The sequence below is a fragment of the Flagellimonas amphidinii genome, assembly GCF_013090115.1.
GTDB lineage: Bacteria > Bacteroidota > Bacteroidia > Flavobacteriales > Flavobacteriaceae > Flagellimonas > Flagellimonas amphidinii.
This window is the reverse complement of record NZ_JABFNN010000044.1, coordinates 41,056-60,729: the sequence shown is the minus strand read 5'-3', so window position 1 is coordinate 60,729 and position 19,674 is coordinate 41,056. Positions and strand designations below refer to the sequence as shown.

18 protein-coding genes are annotated in these 19,674 nt (G+C 39.9%); 9 read left to right on the top strand and 9 right to left on the bottom strand.

Going from position 1 to position 19,674, the window contains the following annotated elements; all coding sequences use genetic code 11:
* The first annotated feature begins 33 nt into the window (after window positions 1-33).
* Both HJC33_RS16100 and HJC33_RS16095 read left to right on the top strand, forming a co-directional pair.
* Entirely contained in the window at window positions 34-1,158 is a 1,125-nt protein-coding gene (locus HJC33_RS16100) for an alkaline phosphatase (protein WP_171659877.1), read from the top strand.
* Between the two features lie 82 nt (window positions 1,159-1,240).
* Window positions 1,241-3,049, top strand: a complete 1,809-nt coding sequence (locus HJC33_RS16095; RefSeq protein ID WP_171659876.1) for an alkaline phosphatase — start codon at window positions 1,241-1,243, stop codon at window positions 3,047-3,049.
* Here the strand turns inward: HJC33_RS16095 and HJC33_RS16090 are convergent.
* The 3 genes from HJC33_RS16090 to HJC33_RS16080 all read right to left on the bottom strand — a co-directional run bounded on the left by HJC33_RS16090 (window position 3,033) and on the right by HJC33_RS16080 (window position 7,154).
* The gene (locus tag HJC33_RS16090; RefSeq protein WP_171659875.1) at window positions 3,033-5,600 is read right to left on the bottom strand and encodes a TonB-dependent receptor; all 2,568 of its coding nucleotides are present in this window, start codon (window positions 5,598-5,600) and stop codon (window positions 3,033-3,035) included. The two genes, HJC33_RS16095 and HJC33_RS16090, sit on opposite strands and share 17 nt — an antisense overlap.
* Window positions 5,578-6,492, bottom strand: a complete 915-nt coding sequence (locus HJC33_RS16085; RefSeq protein WP_171659874.1) for a FecR family protein — start codon at window positions 6,490-6,492, stop codon at window positions 5,578-5,580. The genes HJC33_RS16090 and HJC33_RS16085 overlap by 23 nt, the downstream gene beginning before the upstream one ends.
* Before the next feature lie 164 nt (window positions 6,493-6,656).
* Window positions 6,657-7,154 (bottom strand): RNA polymerase sigma factor, encoded by a 498-nt coding sequence (locus HJC33_RS16080; RefSeq protein WP_171659873.1) that lies wholly within the window; start codon window positions 7,152-7,154, stop codon window positions 6,657-6,659.
* A 114-nt stretch (window positions 7,155-7,268) separates the two neighbouring features.
* Between HJC33_RS16080 and HJC33_RS16075 the strand changes: the two genes are divergently transcribed.
* The 3 genes from HJC33_RS16075 (at window position 7,269) to HJC33_RS16065 (ending at window position 11,384) form a co-directional block, all read left to right on the top strand.
* A complete protein-coding gene (locus HJC33_RS16075; protein WP_171659872.1) occupies window positions 7,269-9,041 on the top strand; it encodes a hypothetical protein in 1,773 nt (590 codons plus the stop codon).
* Window positions 9,042-9,143: 102 nt separating this feature from the next.
* On the top strand, window positions 9,144-10,472 hold the full coding sequence (gene ffh, locus HJC33_RS16070; protein WP_171659871.1) for a signal recognition particle protein: 1,329 nt from the start codon (window positions 9,144-9,146) through the stop codon (window positions 10,470-10,472).
* Between the two features lie 33 nt (window positions 10,473-10,505).
* The gene (locus HJC33_RS16065; protein ID WP_171659870.1) at window positions 10,506-11,384 is read left to right on the top strand and encodes a bifunctional 5,10-methylenetetrahydrofolate dehydrogenase/5,10-methenyltetrahydrofolate cyclohydrolase; all 879 of its coding nucleotides are present in this window, start codon (window positions 10,506-10,508) and stop codon (window positions 11,382-11,384) included.
* On the opposite strand, the gene HJC33_RS16060 is transcribed toward HJC33_RS16065, so the two are convergent.
* The gene (locus HJC33_RS16060; RefSeq protein WP_171659869.1) at window positions 11,381-11,533 is read right to left on the bottom strand and encodes a hypothetical protein; all 153 of its coding nucleotides are present in this window, start codon (window positions 11,531-11,533) and stop codon (window positions 11,381-11,383) included. The two genes, HJC33_RS16065 and HJC33_RS16060, sit on opposite strands and share 4 nt — an antisense overlap.
* Window positions 11,534-11,651: 118 nt before the next feature.
* Between HJC33_RS16060 and HJC33_RS16055 the strand changes: the two genes are divergently transcribed.
* Window positions 11,652-12,278, top strand: coding sequence for a DUF2306 domain-containing protein (locus tag HJC33_RS16055; RefSeq protein ID WP_216366722.1), 627 nt, complete (start codon window positions 11,652-11,654; stop codon window positions 12,276-12,278).
* A 2-nt stretch (window positions 12,279-12,280) separates the two neighbouring features.
* Here HJC33_RS16055 and HJC33_RS16050 read toward each other — a convergent pair whose 3' ends face one another.
* Window positions 12,281-12,703 (bottom strand): VOC family protein, encoded by a 423-nt coding sequence (locus HJC33_RS16050; protein ID WP_171659868.1) that lies wholly within the window; start codon window positions 12,701-12,703, stop codon window positions 12,281-12,283.
* Window positions 12,704-12,737: 34 nt separating this feature from the next.
* A complete protein-coding gene (locus HJC33_RS16045; RefSeq protein WP_171659867.1) occupies window positions 12,738-13,577 on the bottom strand; it encodes an alpha/beta hydrolase in 840 nt (279 codons plus the stop codon).
* A 97-nt stretch (window positions 13,578-13,674) separates the two neighbouring features.
* On the opposite strand from HJC33_RS16045, the gene HJC33_RS16040 reads away from it, so the two are divergent.
* The gene (locus tag HJC33_RS16040; protein WP_171659866.1) at window positions 13,675-14,097 is read left to right on the top strand and encodes a winged helix-turn-helix transcriptional regulator; all 423 of its coding nucleotides are present in this window, start codon (window positions 13,675-13,677) and stop codon (window positions 14,095-14,097) included.
* A 1-nt stretch (window position 14,098) separates the two neighbouring features.
* Here the strand turns inward: HJC33_RS16040 and HJC33_RS16035 are convergent, their stop codons facing one another.
* From HJC33_RS16035 to HJC33_RS16025, 3 genes are read right to left on the bottom strand one after another with little or no spacing between them, the layout of a single operon-like run.
* Window positions 14,099-14,644: a hypothetical protein gene (locus HJC33_RS16035; protein WP_171659865.1), complete on the bottom strand. Its 546-nt coding sequence runs from the start codon at window positions 14,642-14,644 to the stop codon at window positions 14,099-14,101.
* A gap of 10 nt (window positions 14,645-14,654) precedes the next feature.
* Window positions 14,655-14,999: a cupin domain-containing protein gene (locus HJC33_RS16030; protein ID WP_171659864.1), complete on the bottom strand. Its 345-nt coding sequence runs from the start codon at window positions 14,997-14,999 to the stop codon at window positions 14,655-14,657.
* 18 nt (window positions 15,000-15,017) lie between these two features.
* Window positions 15,018-16,514 (bottom strand): helicase HerA-like domain-containing protein, encoded by a 1,497-nt coding sequence (locus tag HJC33_RS16025; protein ID WP_171659863.1) that lies wholly within the window; start codon window positions 16,512-16,514, stop codon window positions 15,018-15,020.
* A gap of 56 nt (window positions 16,515-16,570) precedes the next feature.
* Between HJC33_RS16025 and HJC33_RS16020 the strand changes: the two genes are divergently transcribed.
* Window positions 16,571-17,023, top strand: coding sequence for a RidA family protein (locus HJC33_RS16020; RefSeq protein ID WP_171659862.1), 453 nt, complete (start codon window positions 16,571-16,573; stop codon window positions 17,021-17,023).
* A gap of 79 nt (window positions 17,024-17,102) precedes the next feature.
* Window positions 17,103-19,658, top strand: coding sequence for a T9SS type B sorting domain-containing protein (locus HJC33_RS16015; RefSeq protein WP_171659861.1), 2,556 nt, complete (start codon window positions 17,103-17,105; stop codon window positions 19,656-19,658).
* Window positions 19,659-19,674 lie beyond the last annotated feature (16 nt).

Genomic DNA, 19,674 nt, shown 5'->3' with positions numbered 1-19,674 from the left:
AATGTTGTCGCCCTTTTTTATAAAATTATAGAGATGGGTAATAAATTAATACTGCTGTTTATAGTGGTTTTTGGGCTATTTTCTTCCTGCGGCTCAAAAAGTGAAAAAGAAATTGTGGAAACTACGGAGAGTCCATCTCCCAATATCATTTTGATGATTGGAGATGGTATGGGAGTACCACAAGTATCAACCGCTTATTACTTTGGCGACGGGAAATCCAATTTTTCAAAATTTAAGAATATTGGGTTTCATCAAACTTCAGATGTTTCACACCGGATTACAGACTCTGCAGCTGGCGCCACTGCTTTTTCCATCGGACAAAAAACATACAAACGTGCTCTTGGGGTATCAGCAGATACCATTCCTCAAGAAACCATATTGGAAAATCTTCAAGATAAAGGATACAAAACAGGGCTGATAAGTTTAACTACTATTACCCATGCTACTCCAGCAGCTTTTTACGCCCATGTTCCCGACCGGGATATGCATGAAGAGATTGCTAAACAATTGGCCTCGGCTAATATTGATTTTCTTGCTGGAGGAGGGCGTAATTTCCTTGCTAAAAGATCAGATAGTTTGAATTTGTTCAAACAATTGGAGCAATCCAATTATAAATTGGATACTGTTCAGCTTTCCGCAGCCGATTATGAAAAACGTAACGCCTACTTCTTGGCAGATGAAAGCATGCCTTCAAAAATTGAAGGCAGAAATAATTTTTTATCCCAAGCTACCCAAGTGGCATTGGACTATTTTAAAAAACAGGAAGAACCTTTTTTTATGATGGTAGAGGGGTCTTATATTGATTGGGCCGGTCATGCAGAAAGTGAGGAGATGTTGATTCAGGAAGTGGAGGATTTTGACCAAACCTTGAATGTGGTTTTGAATTTTGTGGCAAAAAATCCCAATACTTTACTGGTGGTTACTGCAGATCATGAAACGGGAGGTGTGAGCATAGGTAAATTTTATGAAGTTGATCAAGCTACGGGTAAAAAACATGAAGTTCCTGAGAAGGTGAAGGTCTATTTTAATACAGACCAGCACAGTGGGGAGTTGATTCCTGTATTTGCTATCGGTAAAGGGTCTGATAAGTTTAGGGGAATTTACCAAAATAATGATATATACCATAAACTACGTGAAGTAGTTGATGAGCGACCATAAGACATAACGATTTATTATTTTTTCATACCAGGTTTTTTTGTTTTCGAAGGGTACTTTAGTACCCTTCTTTAATACTATGATTATGATGTTTTTCCGTACTATTTTAATCTTCTTGCTGGGATTGCTAACTGTTGCTGCCCAAAATGGCATCAAAGTGCATTCCCATAACGATTATCATCAAAAAACACCTTTTTGGGGAGCTTTTGCCTCTGGGGTAAATTCCATTGAGGTTGATTTGATTTTGCAAAATGGGGAACTGTATGTGGCCCACGAAAAAGAATCCATCAAACCTAATTTTACCTTTGAGGAGCTTTACTTAAAACCATTGCGAAACATTGCAGAGGTTTATGGTACCTCCCGATTGGATTTTCAGTTGATGTTAGACGTGAAGACCGAGGCAGAAAGCACGCTAGATGAAATCATCAAAGCAATAGAACCTTACAAAGATTTATGTAATCCTTATTTGGAGCAAGGGGTTATGGTCACTATCTCTGGTCATCGACCAAAACCTGAAAAATATCAAACATATCCTGAACATATCTATTTTGATTGCCAAGAAACCAATCAAACCAGGGGAAAAGCGTGGGATAAAGTGGCCATGATCAGCGTATCGTTTAAAAATTTCTCAAGATGGAACGGTCTTGGTAGAATGGTGACTAATGAACAAAACTTGGTTGAAGCTTTTATAAAAAGGACCAAACCATATAAAAAACCTATTCGTTTTTGGGCCACTCCTGATACCAAAACAGCTTGGAGAACTTTAAGTAGGATGGGTGTGGATTACATCAATACAGATGTGCCGGAAAAAGCGGTGCCTTATTTGCAAAGCATGGATAAGCGAACCTTTAAGGGCGAATACACACCTTATGAAGTATATCAACCTACCTTTAGACATAATGAGAGTGCCAATAAAGTGAAGAATATCATTTTTATGATTGGGGATGGCACGGGACTATCCCAGATTTCTTCGGGAGATGTTGTGCAAAGCAATGGATTGAACATAACCCAACTTAAAAATTTGGGTTTGGTACGTACTCAGGCCAGTGATAATTTTTGTACGGATAGTGCTGCTGGGGCTACTGCTTATGCTACTGGTAAACAAACTAATAATCGCGCAATAGGAACTGATATTGAAGGGAATCCATTGACCAACATCACGGAATTACTTTCACCCAAAGGGTATACTACTGGATTGATCACCACCGACCATGTAATTGGGGCTACGCCTGCAGCTTTTTATGCCCATGTGAAGGATAGAGGTGAAGATTTCGCCATTACCGAGGATATGGTGGAGAGTAAGCTCGACTTTTTTGCAGGTGCAGGTAAAAGGGATTTCAATAAAGTCATGAGTAAACTAAAAGCACAGTTCCATGTTTATGATACCATTCCCAATACGTTTGCTCCAGAAGAACGAATTGGGTTGTTTTTATCCCAAGGAGGGCTTCAGCGTATGAAAGATGGACGTTCCAACTTGATGCCTGAATTGGTAAAACAAGTGTTGCCCTATCTGAAAGCTAAAGAAAAACCATTTTTTATAATGATTGAAGGAGCAAAAATTGATAGTTATGGCCATGCCAATGATATGGATGCCATGCTGCAGGAGCTCTTTGATTTTGATGCCATGGTAGGGGAGGCATTGAAATTTGCTGACAAAGACGGAGAAACTTTAGTGGTCATTACAGCGGATCATGAAACAGGTGGACTTTCATTGTTTGACGCTCCAAGTGGTTCAAATGAATTGGAGGGAGATTTCACCACCAATGACCACACAGGGACTTTGGTGCCAATTTTTGCATATGGTCCTGGATCTGAATTATTTCAAGGGGTTTACAATAATTATGAAGTGAACCACAAATTTTTGCAGTTATTGCACATCAAAAGAACACCCTAAAGCTAAGATTGGGTGTAAGCCCCAGCGACCTGTTTTCTACAGTTTCAATGGCATTGTCATCATTAAGACGATAATAGCGATTCAAGATGTTTCTACGATTGGTGATATTCAACAGGGAAATCCCAGCATTGGCCTTAATGGTTCTACTCAAATCAAATTGGTAAATGGCTGAGGCATCGCCCCTGAAATATTCGGGCAGTCTGTTGCTGTTGGGAGATTTATAATTGATGCCGGGTGGAAATATGGAATTGTCCAAGGCTTCGTCACCATCAAGAGGTTCTGTAAAAGGTTTGCCTGTGCGATAATTGATGCCCAAACTCAACTTCAAATCTCTATAGGTATAGGTTCCGGCAAAAGTAATGGTGTGCCGAATATCTAGATTATTGGGGAAACTATTGGGAACTATGGAGTCGAAATTGTAATCATTTTTGTTATAGGCATAACTCAACCATGCACTGTAGTTGTCTCCTCTTTTATTGATGAGAAATTCAACTCCCTTTACATCATAGCTGCCAATTTCACCTTCAAACTGGTTTTGGTTTTGAAAACCTTGCGTGCTGGTGCTTATGCCATCTACCTGCTTGTAAAAACCTTCCAATCCAACATAAAATTCATTTTTTTCATAATTGATTCCCACGGAACCCTGTTTGCTTTTTGTAATAGGTAGGGTATCGTCATCAGATAGAATCCAACGACGTTTTTCTATACCGAGAAAATTCTGTTCCAAATCTATGATTTGGTTGGTGGTCTGACTTTTAAACTCTCCTAAAATTTCTGCCCTTACGTAATTGGCCAGCTTGAAGTTGAGGTTGATGCGTGGCTCAATCAAAAACTTTGTAAAAGTGTTCAGATTTTCAATATAATTGAAGCGGGCGCCAGCTTTTAGAAATAGCTTATTTTCTAAAGAGCAAAAATTAATCTCAGAATATGGGGCATGAATACGGATGACCCCTTTTATTTCGCTATCAAATTGAGGTTCGCTCAGGAAGGTGGTATTGGTAATCCCAGTTTCGATGTATTGATAACCATTCCTTACGCCAAGTGATTTGGAAATTTTATATTGAGTATCCAACTTCAGGGCATTTTCTGTAACCTCGTTGTTTTGGAACAACAACTGAATTTGATTTCCGAATAGGTTCTGGGCATCTAAATTATATCTGGAATAATACACATTGAGATGTGATGAAAATCTATCTGTCCACTGACTTTGCAGTTGTCCGCCGACAGAAAGATTGGTCTGGTCCAAAATACTATAGGTAGTTTCTAGATTTGTATTGTTGGTTTCAACATAATCCAGATTGTTGGCTATGTTGATGAAATTCAACCTGAATTTGTGGTAATCATTAATATCGTACAAGAGTTTTCCTGAGAAATCATAAAAGAAAAAGTTCTCATCACGATCGATGTCTTCATCCACTGTGATATTGTTCTGGTTTTTTACTTCACTATCCTGAAAAGCACGATCAAAAAATTTACTGTAGGTTGGGGTGTTCAAAAAATCGGTGGTGGAACGCCGTGCTGAAAACTGAAGTCCAAGTTTATTGGTTATGGGGATTTGTCCATAGAGGTCACCACTGATTAAATTGAGTCCAGCACCTCCAGAAAAGTAATCAGATATTTCGTTATTGGTCTCCATCAATATAACGCTGCTTACTCCATCACCATAAGCAGGGGAGGTTCCGTTTTTAATTACCGTGACTTTTTCGGTTAGGTATGGATTGAAAGCAGATATCAAACCAAAAAAGTGTCCAGATTGATACATTTTGATACCATTCCAAAGCATAAGGTTTTGGTCGTTGGTTCCACCTCTAACATTGATGTCGGATACCGTTTCGTCTATACTTTTGATGCCTGGAAGCGCTTGTACGGTTTGTAGGATGTCTGGCTCAATTAGTCCAGGAAGGATTCCAAAATCAGCAGGGTTGAGACTGATACTTGCATCTTTTTCCTTGATAATTCCAGAGGTCAGGAATTGGTAGACCACTACTTCGTTCAGTTGTTCGTAATGTTGAGCTAAAAGGATTTTTGCGCATTCACCTTGTTTGAGTAAATCTTCAACCTGCACATATTTGGTCAAATACCCCAAATACCTGATTTTTAAAGAAGCATTTCTTGGAACTTCTCTTATTTGAAACGAGCCATCAGTTGCTGTGATTTGAGCCTGATCAGTCCCCAATACTTCAACAGTGGCGCCTGGTACCGTATTTTTAGCAAAGTTGTCCAAAATACTACCACATATAGATACTGTGGAGCTTTTGGTAAGCGTATAATACCGATTGTTAAGTTTTGCTGCGCTAATCTGAAATTGGGAATCGATATAGGTTAGAATATCATCCAACGATACCAAATTATTTGGAATAGTAATGGTGATATCCTCCAAGTCCTCATTAACATATGAAAACTTAATGTTGAACTTTTGTTCAAGTTGTTTGATATATGAGGTAAGGGGAATAGCCGACTCAATGCTTTCTTGGGCGTTCAGGGGACAAAAAAGCAGCAACAAGCAACCTAGGCAAAGGCTTAAAAAATTATTGCGTTTTGTTCCCAGCATAGAAAAGTACATTATCACCCTCTAAGGTATAACGGATTTTTGAGGGGGTGCTTATACTTTTTAACGCCATATGTAAGTCTGTGTTGCTAAAAGTACCGGTAAACAGCAAATTGGTGTTTACGTTTTCAGTTGTTACGGTAATATTGTATTGTCTTTCCAATTCTGAGAAGACGTAGCCCAAAGGAATGCTTTCAAAGCTACTTTCATTGTTCATCCAAGTTGGTTCGGATGTATTTGGTTTGGATGTATCTATAATTCTTCCATCAATAACCATAAAGGAAGTTCCGGCAGGCAATTTACTTTCTTTACCATTATATGAAACGCCAACCAATCCCTCGTAGCAAGTAACTTCAAAAATACCTTTTCTGTTTTCTACATTGAATTGTGTTCCCAGAACACTCACTGTTCCATGTTCCGTGGATACGGTAAACTTTTTACCTTTTGCCACTTTAAAGAAGGCTTCTCCCTTAAGGTTGACATTTCGTTTTTCATTCCAATTCTTTTCGCTGAAAGATACTTGGGAATCAGCATTGAGGAATATTTCGGAATTATCGGGCAAAACCACTTCAGAATGTTCTGCAAGCCCAGTAGTTATGGATTCATCCAAAGTACTGACATAGAAATAAGAACCAGCAAGCAATACGGCAATGACCGCTGCAACCCTCAAGAATTTTTTAAACGGATTTAAGGTAATGACTTTTGGCGCATTGCCAATATGGTTTTCTTTTAAGGTAAGCAAAGCTTGGTCCACATCAAATTCAGGAGCTTTCAATCTGTCTGAAACCTCCAAGAGTTTTTGATAAGAAGCATACTCATCGGACTTTTTAAATTCCGCAAGCTCCTTTTCAGATAACTCTCCACTAAGCCATTTTGCCAAGTAATTTTCTTGCATGATTTCTATGCTTTACGATTTAATAACAATCAAGAGATAAAAAACCCTACTTTCAATCAACAATCAACAATCAACAATCAACAATGGGCAATGTTGGGTTTTATATATAATTGTTTATTACTGCTCACTGCTCACTGCTCACTGCTCACTGCTCACTGAAAACTTTAAATGCCCTCAATCTGTTCCCGAAGCGCTTTTAAGGCCAAATGCATTCTTTTTTCAATGGCTTTAATGCTAACACCTTCCATTTCTGCAATTTCTGCATACTTTTTACCGTCAATCCTATTGAGCAAAAAAGTGGTCCTTTGATTTTCAGGTAACGAGTTCAATGCTCGGTCCAGTTTTTCTTGGTACTCTTTCTCCTCCATTAAGAACTCAGGGGACTCACTGGAACGGTCATTGGCCGCCTTTGCATATTTTAGCCTCACTTTTTCTGCCTTCAGAACATTGAGGTATAGATTATTGGCTACGGTGTACACGTAAGATTTTGCTTTTTCCGGTGTAACCTTGGCACAATTTTCCCAAAGTTTCACAAAAGCTTCCTGTACAGCATCATTGGCTTTCTCCTCATTGCCAAACTTATAATATATATAATTGAATACCATTTTGGAATTAGCTTTAAAGATGGAGCTGAAGACCTGATCTTCGCATACGTTGTTCATGTGGGAAAGATTGTTCAGTTTTCAAAGATATTTTAAAAAAATTAAGATAAAGTAGGGTTTTTTTTAAGAAAATTGTTTTAGAAATGAATTTTAACCCCAAAATCCAAATTCGTTATGAAAAAGTTCTTGAATAACTTGTTATACACCAGCCTTTTTGTCCTGGTCTTGAGTTTTACTGCTTGTCAGTCAGAATTTGAGGAAGTAAACGGAGGTGAAGAACAAGAAACCATCACTGCCAATTCTTCCACTGCAGCATTGATTGAGAAAACATCTTCCAATGATGGTTCTTATGACAATATTGTAGACGGCGCCAGCTGTTTTGCAGTGCAATTCCCTTATACCGTCGAAGTAAACGGAATTGAAATCACCATTGATTCAAAAGAAGACCTCCACGCCATAGAGGAGATTTTTGATGAAGTAGATGATGATGATGATATTCTTGATATTTTATTCCCTGTTACAATTACCCTTGCTGATTTTACAGAGATTGTTATTGAAAGCAAGGAACACTTAAGAGAACTTGCAGATAAATGTCTTGAAGGTGGAGAAGATGATGATATTGAATGTATCGATTTTGTTTACCCTATTACTCTTTACACATTTGATGTAAACAATCAGCAAACAGGTGAAGTTGTTGTGGAAAGCGATGAGCAATTGAGAAAATTCTTTGATGGTTTAGAAGACAATGACTTAATAAGCTTAGACTTTCCAGTTACCCTGAAAAAATATGATGGTACTGAAATTGTTGTGAATACCAACGCTGAACTGGCCATTGCTTTGGAAAATGCAAAAGATGAATGTGATGAGGATGATGATGATGATTACAATGACGATGATTTTGATGAAGAACGTTTAGATGCCTATTTGATGAAATGCCCTTGGGAAGTTCGTGAGGTAATTAGGGACAATGAGAACAATACTGATCAGTACTTGGAATACATAATGAATTTTACCGAGGACGGAGCAGTAACAGTAAAAAATCGTGCCGGGGCTTTACTGAGTGGTACTTGGAGCACAAGTCAGACAGATAACGGTCCGCTATTGACCTTGGAGTTTGAAACCTTGGTAGACTTTAACTTGGAATGGTTGGTATACGAGATTTCTGAATATAGAATCAAGTTGTATGCTGAAAATGGCAACAAGATTATTCTAAAACAACGATGTGATATTGAAGACCCAGATGAAGAGACTGGCCCAGACACATTGAGGGAAATTTTGAAAGAATGTGAATGGATCATCAAAAAAGTAAAGAACCAAGGAGAAGAAATAGAGAGACTTCTTGGATACGAATTCAAGTTCATGGCTGAAGGTGTTGTTAAGTTGAGCAACGGGATTAATACCTCAGAAGGTACTTGGGAAATAGGATTTAACAATGACATGGTGCTTTCCTTGATGATTACCATGGGTGATGAGCCAGGTGTAAGCTTTGAGTGGCCATTGAGAGATCTCGATGATAACAGATTGAAGTTTGAAATCGAAGAAACCGATTACGAATTGATTTTACTACGAGTTTGTGACGATAGCGCCAATGATGGCGATGTTCCAGAAATCAGAAATATTATGATGGGTGGACCATGGAACGTGACCCTATACCAAGATGGTCAAGAAAATCTTACTGAAGAGTTTGCCGATATGGATTTCAATTTCTCCATGTTTCACCAAGTGGAAGTGTCTATCAATGACGACCCACAAATTGCCGGACTTTGGAGAATCCTTAGAGATTCTGATGATGAAGGGTTGAAATTCTATCTCAATTTTGAAGATGACGGCATCTTTGGCGAGCTGACTGACGATTGGAAGATCGTGGAAGTTACGGCTTCAAGAATAGAATTAAAAGACGAAAGCGACGACAGTTCAATGGAAACCCTAGTTTTTGAAAAACCATAAATTTTTCCCCATTCTTTTGATGAAAAGGACGGCTCTCCCCAAAGCCGTCCTTTTCCTTTTATTATTCTTAAATTTGTCTTCTTTTAAAAGTGAAGCGCGACTATGTTCGATAATTTAAGTGATAAGCTGGATAAAGCATTCCACGTCCTCAAGGGACATGGGCAGATAACGGAAATCAATGTTGCGGAAACCCTCAAGGAAGTTCGGAGAGCTTTGTTGGATGCGGATGTTAACTTTAAGATAGCCAAGGAATTTACCAATAAGGTCAAGGAAAAGGCACTGGGACAGAATGTATTGACCACTTTGCAGCCTGGTCAATTGATGGTCAAGATCGTAAAGGATGAATTGACCCAGTTAATGGGAGGTGAAGCGCAGGATGTTGATCTTTCCGGAAACCCATCCATTATCCTTATGTCCGGTCTTCAGGGTTCTGGTAAAACGACTTTCTCTGGAAAACTGGCCAATTACCTTCAAAGTAAAAAAAGCAAGAAAGCAGTTTTGGTAGCTTGTGATGTTTACCGTCCTGCAGCGATTGACCAATTGCACATTGTTGGAGAGCAGATAGGAGCAGAAGTTTATTCTGATCGTGAAAGCAACGACCCAGTTGCCATTGCCAAAGCAGGGGTAAAACATGCAAAAAGTATTGGTGCCAATGTGGTCATTGTGGATACTGCTGGTCGTTTGGCTGTGGATGAGCAGATGATGACCGAAATTGCCAATATCCATAGAGCCATTACCCCCAATGAAACCTTGTTCGTGGTGGATTCCATGACAGGTCAAGATGCAGTGAATACGGCAAAAGCGTTCAATGATGTATTGAATTTTGATGGGGTAATCCTTACCAAATTGGATGGTGATACCCGAGGTGGAGCCGCTATTTCCATAAAATCTGTAGTGGAAAAACCCATTAAGTTCATCGGTACCGGTGAAAAAATGGAGGCCATTGATGTTTTCTACCCTTCAAGGATGGCAGATCGTATCCTTGGGATGGGAGATGTGGTTTCCTTGGTGGAGCGTGCCCAAGAACAGTTTGATGAAGAGCAAGCCAGAAAAATCCAAAAGAAGATTGCCAAAAATCGCTTTGGGTTTGATGATTTCTTGAGCCAAATACAACAAATCAAGAAAATGGGGAACATGAAGGACCTCATTGGGATGATTCCAGGAGCTGGTAAGGCCATGAAAGGTTTGGATATAGATGATGATGCCTTCAAACACATTGAAGCCATTATCCATTCCATGACACCCGATGAACGTTCAAATCCTTCAAAATTGAATGCCAGTAGAAAAAAGCGTATTGCAGCCGGTAGTGGTACTTCTATCCAAGAGGTGAACCAGTTATTGAAGCAGTTTCAGCAAATGAGCAAAATGATGAAGATGATGCAAGGTGGAGGTGGCAAAAAGATGATGCAGATGATGCAGAATATGCGATAAAACCAAAAAACAACCAATCAGACTAGTTTACCAATGGAAATCCTTGACGGAAAAAAGATATCGAACCAAATTAAAGAAGAAATAGCCGTTGAGGTGGCACAAATGAAGGAGCGAGGTGAAAAAGTACCTCATTTGGCCGCTGTTTTAGTAGGAAATGACGGAGCCAGTCTTACCTATGTGGGCAGTAAAGTGCGTTCCTGCAAAAAAATAGGCTTTGAATCTACCTTGGTGCATTTGCCCGAGGAAACTACCGAGGAGGAGTTATTGCAACAAGTAGATGCCCTGAATGCAAACTCAGATATTGACGGTTATATTGTGCAATTACCTTTGCCCAAACACATAAATGAGCAAAAAGTATTGATGGCAGTTGACCCAGATAAAGACGTGGACGGATTCCATCCGGCTAATTTTGGAAAAATGGCTTTGGATATGCAGTCCTTCATCCCGGCTACACCTTTTGGAATCATGGAGTTGTTAAAGCGTTATGATGTGGATACTGAAGGTAAACATACCGTTGTTATTGGACGTAGCCATATTGTAGGCCGACCTATTAGTATTTTGATGAGTCAAAAAGGGAAGGCGGCGAATTCTACGGTCACATTAACCCATAGCAGGACACAAAACATAGAATACTTTACCAAAAATGCCGACATCATAGTATCAGCTTTGGGTGTGCCAAAGTTCCTAAAAGCAGATATGGTAAAAGATGGTGTTGTTGTGATTGATGTGGGAATAACCAGAGTTCCAGATGAGACACGCGAAAGAGGATATTACATCACAGGAGACGTGGATTTTGACGGAGTAAGTCAAAAAGCATCCCATATTACCCCAGTACCTGGAGGTGTTGGGCCCATGACCATTGCCATGTTGCTTAAAAATACTTTACTGGCGAGAGCACGCCACAAGAACTAAGTGCGTTCCATTTTTTCGGTTTCACCCAAGATTTGTTGCTCCTCTTCCGGGGTAATGAAGTCCAGATCATTTTCACCCTCATCATTGGTGCAACTAGTTACGGCCATTGATGCGAAGCACACCGTAATCAATAGTAGGATAATTTTCATAATAATACAATTTGGGAGGCACTAAAGCCCGTTTGGCATCTTAAATAACGATTCAGCCTTCATATTCTTGTTTTTTACCCCAAATATTCGATAACTTACTTCCGATAAATCATTGAAAATGACAGCTAGGACTAGAAATATGGTCGTTTGGATAGTGTTTGTTGTTTTGGCCATCAGTATTGGTCTGTATCCCTTAATATACCTATTTACCACTACTGAATTCGGTCTCTTATCCAGTAAAACTTCAGAAATCCTATCCAACAGGATTTGGCAAATTGGATTTTACGGACATATTTCTTTTGGAGGTCTGGCATTGTTGACGGGATGGTCCCAGTTTAGCAAGAAGATTAGGGCCAAAAACCTAAAACTACATCGCAATTTGGGCAAGGTTTATGTATTGGCGGTATTAGTCAGTGGTCTCTGCGGTATTTACATAGGTTTCTTTGCGACTGGTGGATTAGTCTCTTCCTTAGGATTTATTTTACTGGGATTGATTTGGCTATACACTACATTAAGAGCGTATGTTGCCATTAGAAGGAACGACCTTTCTTTGCATCAGGGGATGATGATCTATAGTTATGCGGCATGTTTTGCTGCGGTTACGCTTCGTATTTGGTTGCCATTGCTGACCATGGTTTTTGGAGAATTTCTCATTGCCTATAAGATTGTGGCTTGGTTATGCTGGGTGCCCAACGTAATTTTTGCCCACTTTTGGGTAAAAAGAAAAGGACTTACATTGGGTTGATGTTATTTGGCGAACAATTGCCCTATATCCTTGAATGCTTTAAACTCCAGTGCGTTACCAGCTGGATCCAGGAAAAACATGGTAGCTTGCTCCCCAACCTCACCTTGAAACCGAATGTAGGGTTCAATAATAAACTCAATTCCTTTTTCTTGTAGCTTTTTGGAAAAAGATTGGAAGGTTTCCCAAGGTAAAACTACACCATAGTGGGGAACAGGAACGTTTTTGCCATCAACAGGATTGGTGTGTAATTCTTCTTCGGATTTAGGTTTGTAATGAATGACCAACTGGTGGCCAAATAAATTGAAATCTACCCAATGATCGCTGCTTCGGCCTTCTTCACATTCCAAAACTTCTCTGTAAAAAGTTCTACAGGCATCCAAATTATGTACAGGAATGGCAACATGAAAAGGAGTGATGTTTTGCATAAGACAAGTTTTCTTGAAAATTAGGACTTCTTTATTAAGCTTGCAAAAAAGCTACAATTTGGTCATTTACTTCTTCTTGATGCATGGAATGGCCTAAACCTTTGGTGCTGATAAGTTTACTGCCTTTCCAGTTCTTGCTCACACTTTCTGAGGCATGATAAGGAGCTATGGCATCCAAAGTATCATGGAAAAGCAATCCCTTTTTTGTGTTGGATTGTGCGAATTTTGATGTAGAAAAGTCCCGAATGTGAAATCCAAATCTAGTATGGATATAAGTATCCAAAGCTTTCATTACCCTATTGTTAAAGCGTAAAAGATCTTGATAATGATCCATGATCTCATAAAACTCGGATGGGGCTCCAATTACCACCATTTTATCAACCTGGGGATTTGGATTTTTATATTCATTGTACATCAAGGTCATGCCGCCGACAGAATGGCCAACAAGAAATTTTGGGTCATATTTTTGAGCCATAAAGTGTACAGCCTCTTCATATAGAGGTACGTAGAGTAGTTTTCCGGAAGAATGTCCATGCGCAGGAGCATCAAAAGCTATAATGTTAAAATCTGCTTCCCGAAGTTTTTTGATAAGATTTCGCCAACGGAAAGTATTGCTCTCCCAACCGTGTACCAATAAGACTGTCTCTTTGTTTCCTTTCCAATGGTAAGATTGTATTTGATGCCCTGCAATTTCTTCTACAGAATGCTTGGCTTCTTCCAAATAATCTTTTTGTTGTGGTAGCACTCTTCCCTTGCGTACAGTACAGAATAAATTAAATGCCTTATGTGCTGCTTTTTTGGGAGAAAAAAGAGCGTAAACATTGAAATACTTGCCATAAGCCAGGGGAAGTATTTTGGTCAGGATTTTCTTCATAAGGTTACTTTTTGTAACTTACTCTTTTAGAGAAACTAAAATTAAACATTCATTTTCAAACTGAAAAGAAGTCACTAAGCCCAAACCAAGTATATATATGGAAACTGTTACTGAAAACCAGAAGGTTAGAATGGCAAAAAAAATAGAAAAAATGTTCGGCCATATAGACTACAAACATCCACCTGAACTTTGCCCCGTGCGTGATGTGATGTCAGTAGCTTCTGATCAATGGAGTACGTTGATCATTCTTTGGTTGGGATACTTTCCTGTTTTACGTTTCAACAAGTTGAAGAAATACGTTTATGGCATATCCAATAAAGTATTGAGCCAGCGATTGAAAGTGCTTGAAGCGGACGGTTATATCTCCAGAAAAGCTTATGCCGAAGTCCCTATACGAGTGGAGTACAGCTTAACTGACTTTGGGCAAACGTATGTGGAAAAACTTTTGGAATTGACCGAGTGGATGCAGGCCAACAGCCCCAAAGTGATAGCCAATCGTGAGAAATACGGATTAATTTAGGCTATTCCCACCCCAACATCAAGTATTTTATTTTAGCTGTCCCCGGTATTTGAACAGCTTCAATACTTGAAGTAGTGTATTTTAAGTTCGATGGAAGCTGGTCCTTGTCAATAGTGAAATACAAATTGCTGGCCTTCGGAAAAATTACAACACTGTTCAGTGTGGTCACAATTTTGTTGATGGCGTATTCATCTTGGATTTCTTGAAAAGTACTTTTCAAACCAATTCCTTTGGATGTCATATAGCGATCATCCATGATTCTTATATTTTCAGTAGTTGGAATACTGTCCGTATTAGGAGTTAGCAACAAGAGTTGTTTGCCGCCTTTTTCAAAAATTTTGATTTTTTTGGTCGAGTTCCCAACCTTTAGATCCGAGGTGTCCTTCACAATGGAATCTTGTGCAAAAAGTGTTTCTAAATCCGCTATAGCGCTTGTTTTCAGAAGCGGACCTACGCTATTTTCGGTTATCAGGAAAGTAGCATCTGTTTGGGTGCAACTCATCAAAATGAGAAAAAGGCAAGAAATGGGCGCAATTATTTTTTTCATGTATGTTTTTTTAAAAAGGTTCTTCAATTCTATCTGATAGTGTTGTGGGTTCCGAGATTACCAAAAAAAACAAAGGTTTATCAGAATCGTTCCGTATTTGATGTTTAATTCCTGGTTTTATATGAAAACCATCCCCTTTGTTCAATACTATGGATTCATCTTTAAGTTGCATGGAGGCTGTACCTTGCAAAACGTAGAAGAATTGTTGACTGTTATTGTGGTAATGGATGTTTTCTGAAGTATTCGGAGGCATTTTTTCTTGAATCACACTCAAGCTGTCGGTATTGACCAACCGCCAACCATCACAATCGTTTCCCCATACATAATGTTCACTATTGCCAATGTTCTTTTTCAAAACACTAGAATTAACGGTCTATCGTATTACTTTTTTCAATACGCCCAATACTCCCCTGATAAAAGTGGCACTGGTAAGCACTTTTACCACTGGATTCATACGGGTGCTTCTTCGGGTTGAGGTACTTCTTCTACTGGTTGTCTTTTCGGCTTCTTTTTCAGCCTTTTCAATCTTTTCGTTCAAGATTTCATAAGCACTTTCCCGATCCACTTCATCATTATATTTTTTGATGAGTTTAGACCTGCCAATGGCTTCTTTGAGTTCCGCATCCGTCAAGACATCCATACGGCTCATGGGAGCTCTGAGCAAGGTGGCGGCCAAAGGTGTGGGCCTTCCTTTTTCATCCAAGGCTGAAATCAATGCCTCACCTATTCCCAGGGAGGTTAAGATTTCTTTGGTGTCATAGAACTCGGAAATAGGATAATTTTCAGCTGTCAATTTAATGGCTTTTCTATCCTTGGCGGTAAAGGCCCTTAGGGCATGCTGTACCTTAAGCCCCAGTTGGGCCAAAACATCATCTGGTACATCGGTTGGGTTTTGGGTGACAAAATACAACCCAATACCCTTGGAACGTATCAGCTTGACGATACTTTCAATTTGATCCAACAAAGCTTTGGAGGCATTATCAAAAATAAGATGTGCCTCATCTATAAAGAATATCAATTCAGGTCTATCGCTATCACCTTGTTCAGGAAAAGTTGAATAAATTTCCGCCAAAAGACTGAGCATAAAGGTGGAAAACAATTTTGGCCTATCTTGAATATCGGTAAGTCGTACAATATTGATGTAGCCACGGCCATTTTCATCAATACGCACCAAGTCATCTACCTCGAAAGATTTCTCACCAAAGAAAATATCAGCGCCTTGTTGTTCCAATTCAATGATTTTCCTTAAAATAGTACCCGTGGAACTGGTGGAGATTCTTCCGTAAGCCTCTTGGAATTCTTTTTTCCCTTCTCCCGTAGCGTATTGCAGTACTTTTTTAAAATCCTTTAGATCCAGTAGCGGGAGCTTTTTATCATCGCAATATTTGAACACGACAGCAACAATGCCTTCTTGGGTTACGGTAAGGTCCAAAATTCTGGACAGCAATACGGGACCAAATTCAGATACGGTGGCTCGCAATCGAACCCCATCTTGATCAGATAGGGATAAAATTTCCACAGGAAACCCTTTTGCTTCGAACGGAAGCCCTATTTTTTCGTGTCTTTCATCAATTTTGGGATGTCCTGGACTTGGCTGTGCAATTCCGCTCAAATCGCCCTTCAGGTCCATCAACAATACGGGAATGCCTTTGTCCGATAGATTTTCTGCTATCACCTGAAGGGTTTTGGTTTTACCCGTACCTGTTGCGCCAGCAATCAACCCATGCCGGTTGAGTGTTTTCAAGGGTATTTTTACAAAAGCGTTGGTAACGGTCTCGCCGTCCAACATTCCAGCACCCATTGTAATGTAATCACCTTTGGTGGTATAGCCTTTTTCAATATGTTCAAAGAATTTTTCTTTGCGGTCCATGGCATTCAATTTCCGATAAAAATAGGGTAATTTTAAGCAAAACTAAAAACGCAATTATGAAACCTTTCCAATATGCCGTGCTGTTCATTTTACTGATTGGAGCTAGTTGTTTGGGTTATGCCCAAGAGGAGACACCAATCATTTTTCATAAATCCCACGAAGTGAAAAAACAAAATGCCCCGTTCAGTGATGCTGTGCAAGCAGGAAACCTTTTCTTTTTGGCGGGACAGATTGGGATGGACCATTCCACACGGACCATGGTTGAAGGAGGCATCAAAGCAGAGACATTGCAAGCCATTAAAAATATTGAAGCTGTTTTAGCGCAGCACGAAATGACTTTGGATAACGTGGTCAAGTGTACCGTTATCCTTAGCACTATGAAAGATTTTGCCGCTTTTAATGAGATTTATTCCAAACATTTTATCAAAAAACCTGCGCGTACAACTTTTGCCGCAAGCGGTCTGGCCAGAAATGCAAAAGTAGAGATTGAAGCCACGGCAATACGTTAAGTAAAGCGCTCCATCGGATATTATAAGGTCCTTAACTAGTAAAATTGAACACTTTCCCTTAATTTGTAACCTTCTGCAATTGAGCACAAAGGATGCATTTTTTATGGGAAGTCGGATTATTCGTGGTTTGGGTAAGATAGGACAGCTATTGTCCATTCTCTTTTTGCTTTCAATGGAAGTATCTTTTGGACAAACCAATGTGCCACCTGTCGTTACTGCCAATGGTGACCAAATATATTGTCCGCTTTCTTCAATCCCGGTAACGACCAATTTCAATATTACTGACCCTGATGACTCTGAAATTGATGCCTTTTTCATTCAAATAGCAACGGGCTATCAACGAGGGCAGGATATACTTCGATTGGAAAACAATCATCCCCAAGTAACCACTGCATGGAATGTGACCGAGGGTAAATTGGTTTTGCGGGGACCTTTGGGTGGTCCAGTAGCGTATGCAGACCTTATAGCTGCAGTAAATGATGTGGTTTTTGAAAGCAGCTCTGCAAATCCAACAGCTGAAAAATTCTTCTCGTTGACCATTGGTAGCGCAAATTATCTGCCCGAGACCCAACATTATTACGAATATGTGCCAGATATAGGTATTCGATGGGACGAGGCCAGAGATGCAGCAGAGAATCGTACATTTTTTGGGTTACAGGGTTACTTGGCCACAGTGACCTCGCAAGCCGAGTCGCAAATTACTGGTGAACAAGCAGCAGGTACTGGATGGATCGGTGGTTCCGATGCTGAAACAGAAGGGGTATGGCGTTGGGTTGCGGGACCGGAGGCCGGACAAATATTTTGGAATGGAAATTTTTCAGGAAGTAGTCCCAATTATGCCTTTTGGAACAATCAAGAACCAAATAACTTAGGTGATGAAGATTATGCACACATTACTGCTCCCAATATTGGTATCCCAGGTTCATGGAACGATTTGCCCATCGCCGGTGACGATTTTGGGGACTACCAACCCAAAGGATACATTGTGGAATATGGGGGAATGCCCGGAGATCCAGTATTGACACTTTCAGCCAGTACCAAAATAACCACCCCAAAAATAGTGGGTGCCGTATCTGGGACAACTTGCGGTCCGGGCAATGTAACCCTAAGTGCACAGGCTTCGGTAGGCGATGTGCTATGGTTTGATTCTGCTACTTCAACAACACCATTGGGAACTGGAAATACATTTGATACGCCTTGGCTAGTGGATATAGAACCCACCATTTTTTATGCTATGGCTTCCTATAATGGCTGTTTAACTGGGGAGAGAGTTCCTGTAGAGGCTATTGTAAAACTGCAGCCTGTTATAAATGATGGATTCACCATTTCCAATTGTGATGTGGATGGCGTGGTAGATGGCTTTACCAATTTTGATTTGACACAGTATCTGTATTTAATTAGGTCGGACTTTGTTAATTTGACCATTACCTTTCATTTAACTGAAAATGATGCGGAGAATGGTATGAATGTTCAGCCTGCCACACTTTTTAACAATAGCATTGCCACTGAAGTCTTCTTTAGGGCAGAAGGGGGTGGAGATTATTGTCACTCCGTCGGCAGCCTTTTTTTAGGTGTGACCACTACTTCGTTCCCTCCAGATTATGATTATGAATTGCAGGCATGTGATGATAGTTCGGATGACGGTATTGCTGTTTTCGATTTAGAAGATGCGGAAACAAATATGATTGCACAATTTCCAAACGGGCAAAATCTATCGGTTTCTTTTTATCGAAACGAGGATGATGCTTTTTTGGGACGAAATCAAATTACAAACGTTGATTCCTATACCAATACCCAGGCTTTTTCAGAAAGACTTTACGTACGTGTTGATGACGAAGCATCGGCAACTTGCTATGCAGTAGGTTCTTATTTATCCCTTGTGGTATTTCCTGTACCATTATTTGAGTTGCAAGAAAATTATCTTTTTTGCACCGATGGATCAGTCACTGTGGAACCTTTCAATTCAGATGGAGACCATGACTATATTTGGTACAATGCAAGCAATGAGGTCATTGGAAGCGAAGGCAGTATTGAAATCTCGATTGCTGGTTCGTACAGTGCAGTGGCGGTTTCTGAAGAAGGTTGTGCTTCACAACCTATATCATTTGAAGTAAGCGAATCTGGTCCACCAAGTTTGTCCGTGGAGTTCATCCAAGTTGAAGATAGTGGAGATAGTGGTACCATTACCGTACTTCATCAAAATGGAGCGTTAGGACTGGGAACTTATGAGTTTTCATTGGACAACCCCTTTGGCCCTTATCAAAGTGAAGGGATTTTCACCAATGTAGAACCTGGTTTGCATGTAATTTACGCTTTCGACATCAATGGATGTGGTTCCGATAAGATAAAGGTGGGTGTGGTTGGTGTTCCCAAGTTTTTCACACCGAATAATGATGGATATAATGATGAAATCAAGGTGTTGGGATTATCCGGCGAATTTTACCAAAATGGAGTGTTCTTCGTTTATGATCGTTATGGGAAACTGTTGGCCCAACGCGACCCCATGCAAGATGGCTGGAATGGGTTTTATGGGGGGAGACTTCTACCGCCTTCAGATTACTGGTTTGTGCTTGAACTTACAGACGTTGATGGAACTGCACACCGCCGCAATGGGCATTTTACCTTAAAACAATAGTAGAAAACATTCCACC

Excerpts from the sequence above, each read along its gene's own strand:
- HJC33_RS16090 (WP_171659875.1), bottom strand. The coding sequence starts at position 5,600 with ATGCTGGGAACAAAACGCAATAATTTTTTAAGCCTTTGCCTAGGTTGC.
- HJC33_RS16050 (WP_171659868.1), bottom strand. The coding sequence starts at position 12,703 with ATGCAAAACATCACTCCTTTTCATGTTGCCATTCCTGTACATAATTTG.
- ffh (WP_171659871.1), top strand. The coding sequence starts at position 9,144 with ATGTTCGATAATTTAAGTGATAAGCTGGATAAAGCATTCCACGTCCTC.
- HJC33_RS16065 (WP_171659870.1), top strand. The coding sequence starts at position 10,506 with ATGGAAATCCTTGACGGAAAAAAGATATCGAACCAAATTAAAGAAGAA.
- HJC33_RS16085 (WP_171659874.1), bottom strand. The coding sequence starts at position 6,492 with ATGCAAGAAAATTACTTGGCAAAATGGCTTAGTGGAGAGTTATCTGAA.
- HJC33_RS16080 (WP_171659873.1), bottom strand. The coding sequence starts at position 7,154 with ATGAACAACGTATGCGAAGATCAGGTCTTCAGCTCCATCTTTAAAGCT.
- HJC33_RS16060 (WP_171659869.1), bottom strand. The coding sequence starts at position 11,533 with ATGAAAATTATCCTACTATTGATTACGGTGTGCTTCGCATCAATGGCC.
- HJC33_RS16045 (WP_171659867.1), bottom strand. The coding sequence starts at position 13,577 with ATGAAGAAAATCCTGACCAAAATACTTCCCCTGGCTTATGGCAAGTAT.
- HJC33_RS16075 (WP_171659872.1), top strand. The coding sequence starts at position 7,269 with ATGAAAAAGTTCTTGAATAACTTGTTATACACCAGCCTTTTTGTCCTG.
- HJC33_RS16035 (WP_171659865.1), bottom strand. The coding sequence starts at position 14,644 with ATGAAAAAAATAATTGCGCCCATTTCTTGCCTTTTTCTCATTTTGATG.
- HJC33_RS16055 (WP_216366722.1), top strand. The coding sequence starts at position 11,652 with ATGACAGCTAGGACTAGAAATATGGTCGTTTGGATAGTGTTTGTTGTT.
- HJC33_RS16040 (WP_171659866.1), top strand. The coding sequence starts at position 13,675 with ATGGAAACTGTTACTGAAAACCAGAAGGTTAGAATGGCAAAAAAAATA.
- HJC33_RS16020 (WP_171659862.1), top strand. The coding sequence starts at position 16,571 with ATGAAACCTTTCCAATATGCCGTGCTGTTCATTTTACTGATTGGAGCT.
- HJC33_RS16095 (WP_171659876.1), top strand. The coding sequence starts at position 1,241 with ATGATGTTTTTCCGTACTATTTTAATCTTCTTGCTGGGATTGCTAACT.
- HJC33_RS16025 (WP_171659863.1), bottom strand. The coding sequence starts at position 16,514 with ATGGACCGCAAAGAAAAATTCTTTGAACATATTGAAAAAGGCTATACC.
- HJC33_RS16100 (WP_171659877.1), top strand. The coding sequence starts at position 34 with ATGGGTAATAAATTAATACTGCTGTTTATAGTGGTTTTTGGGCTATTT.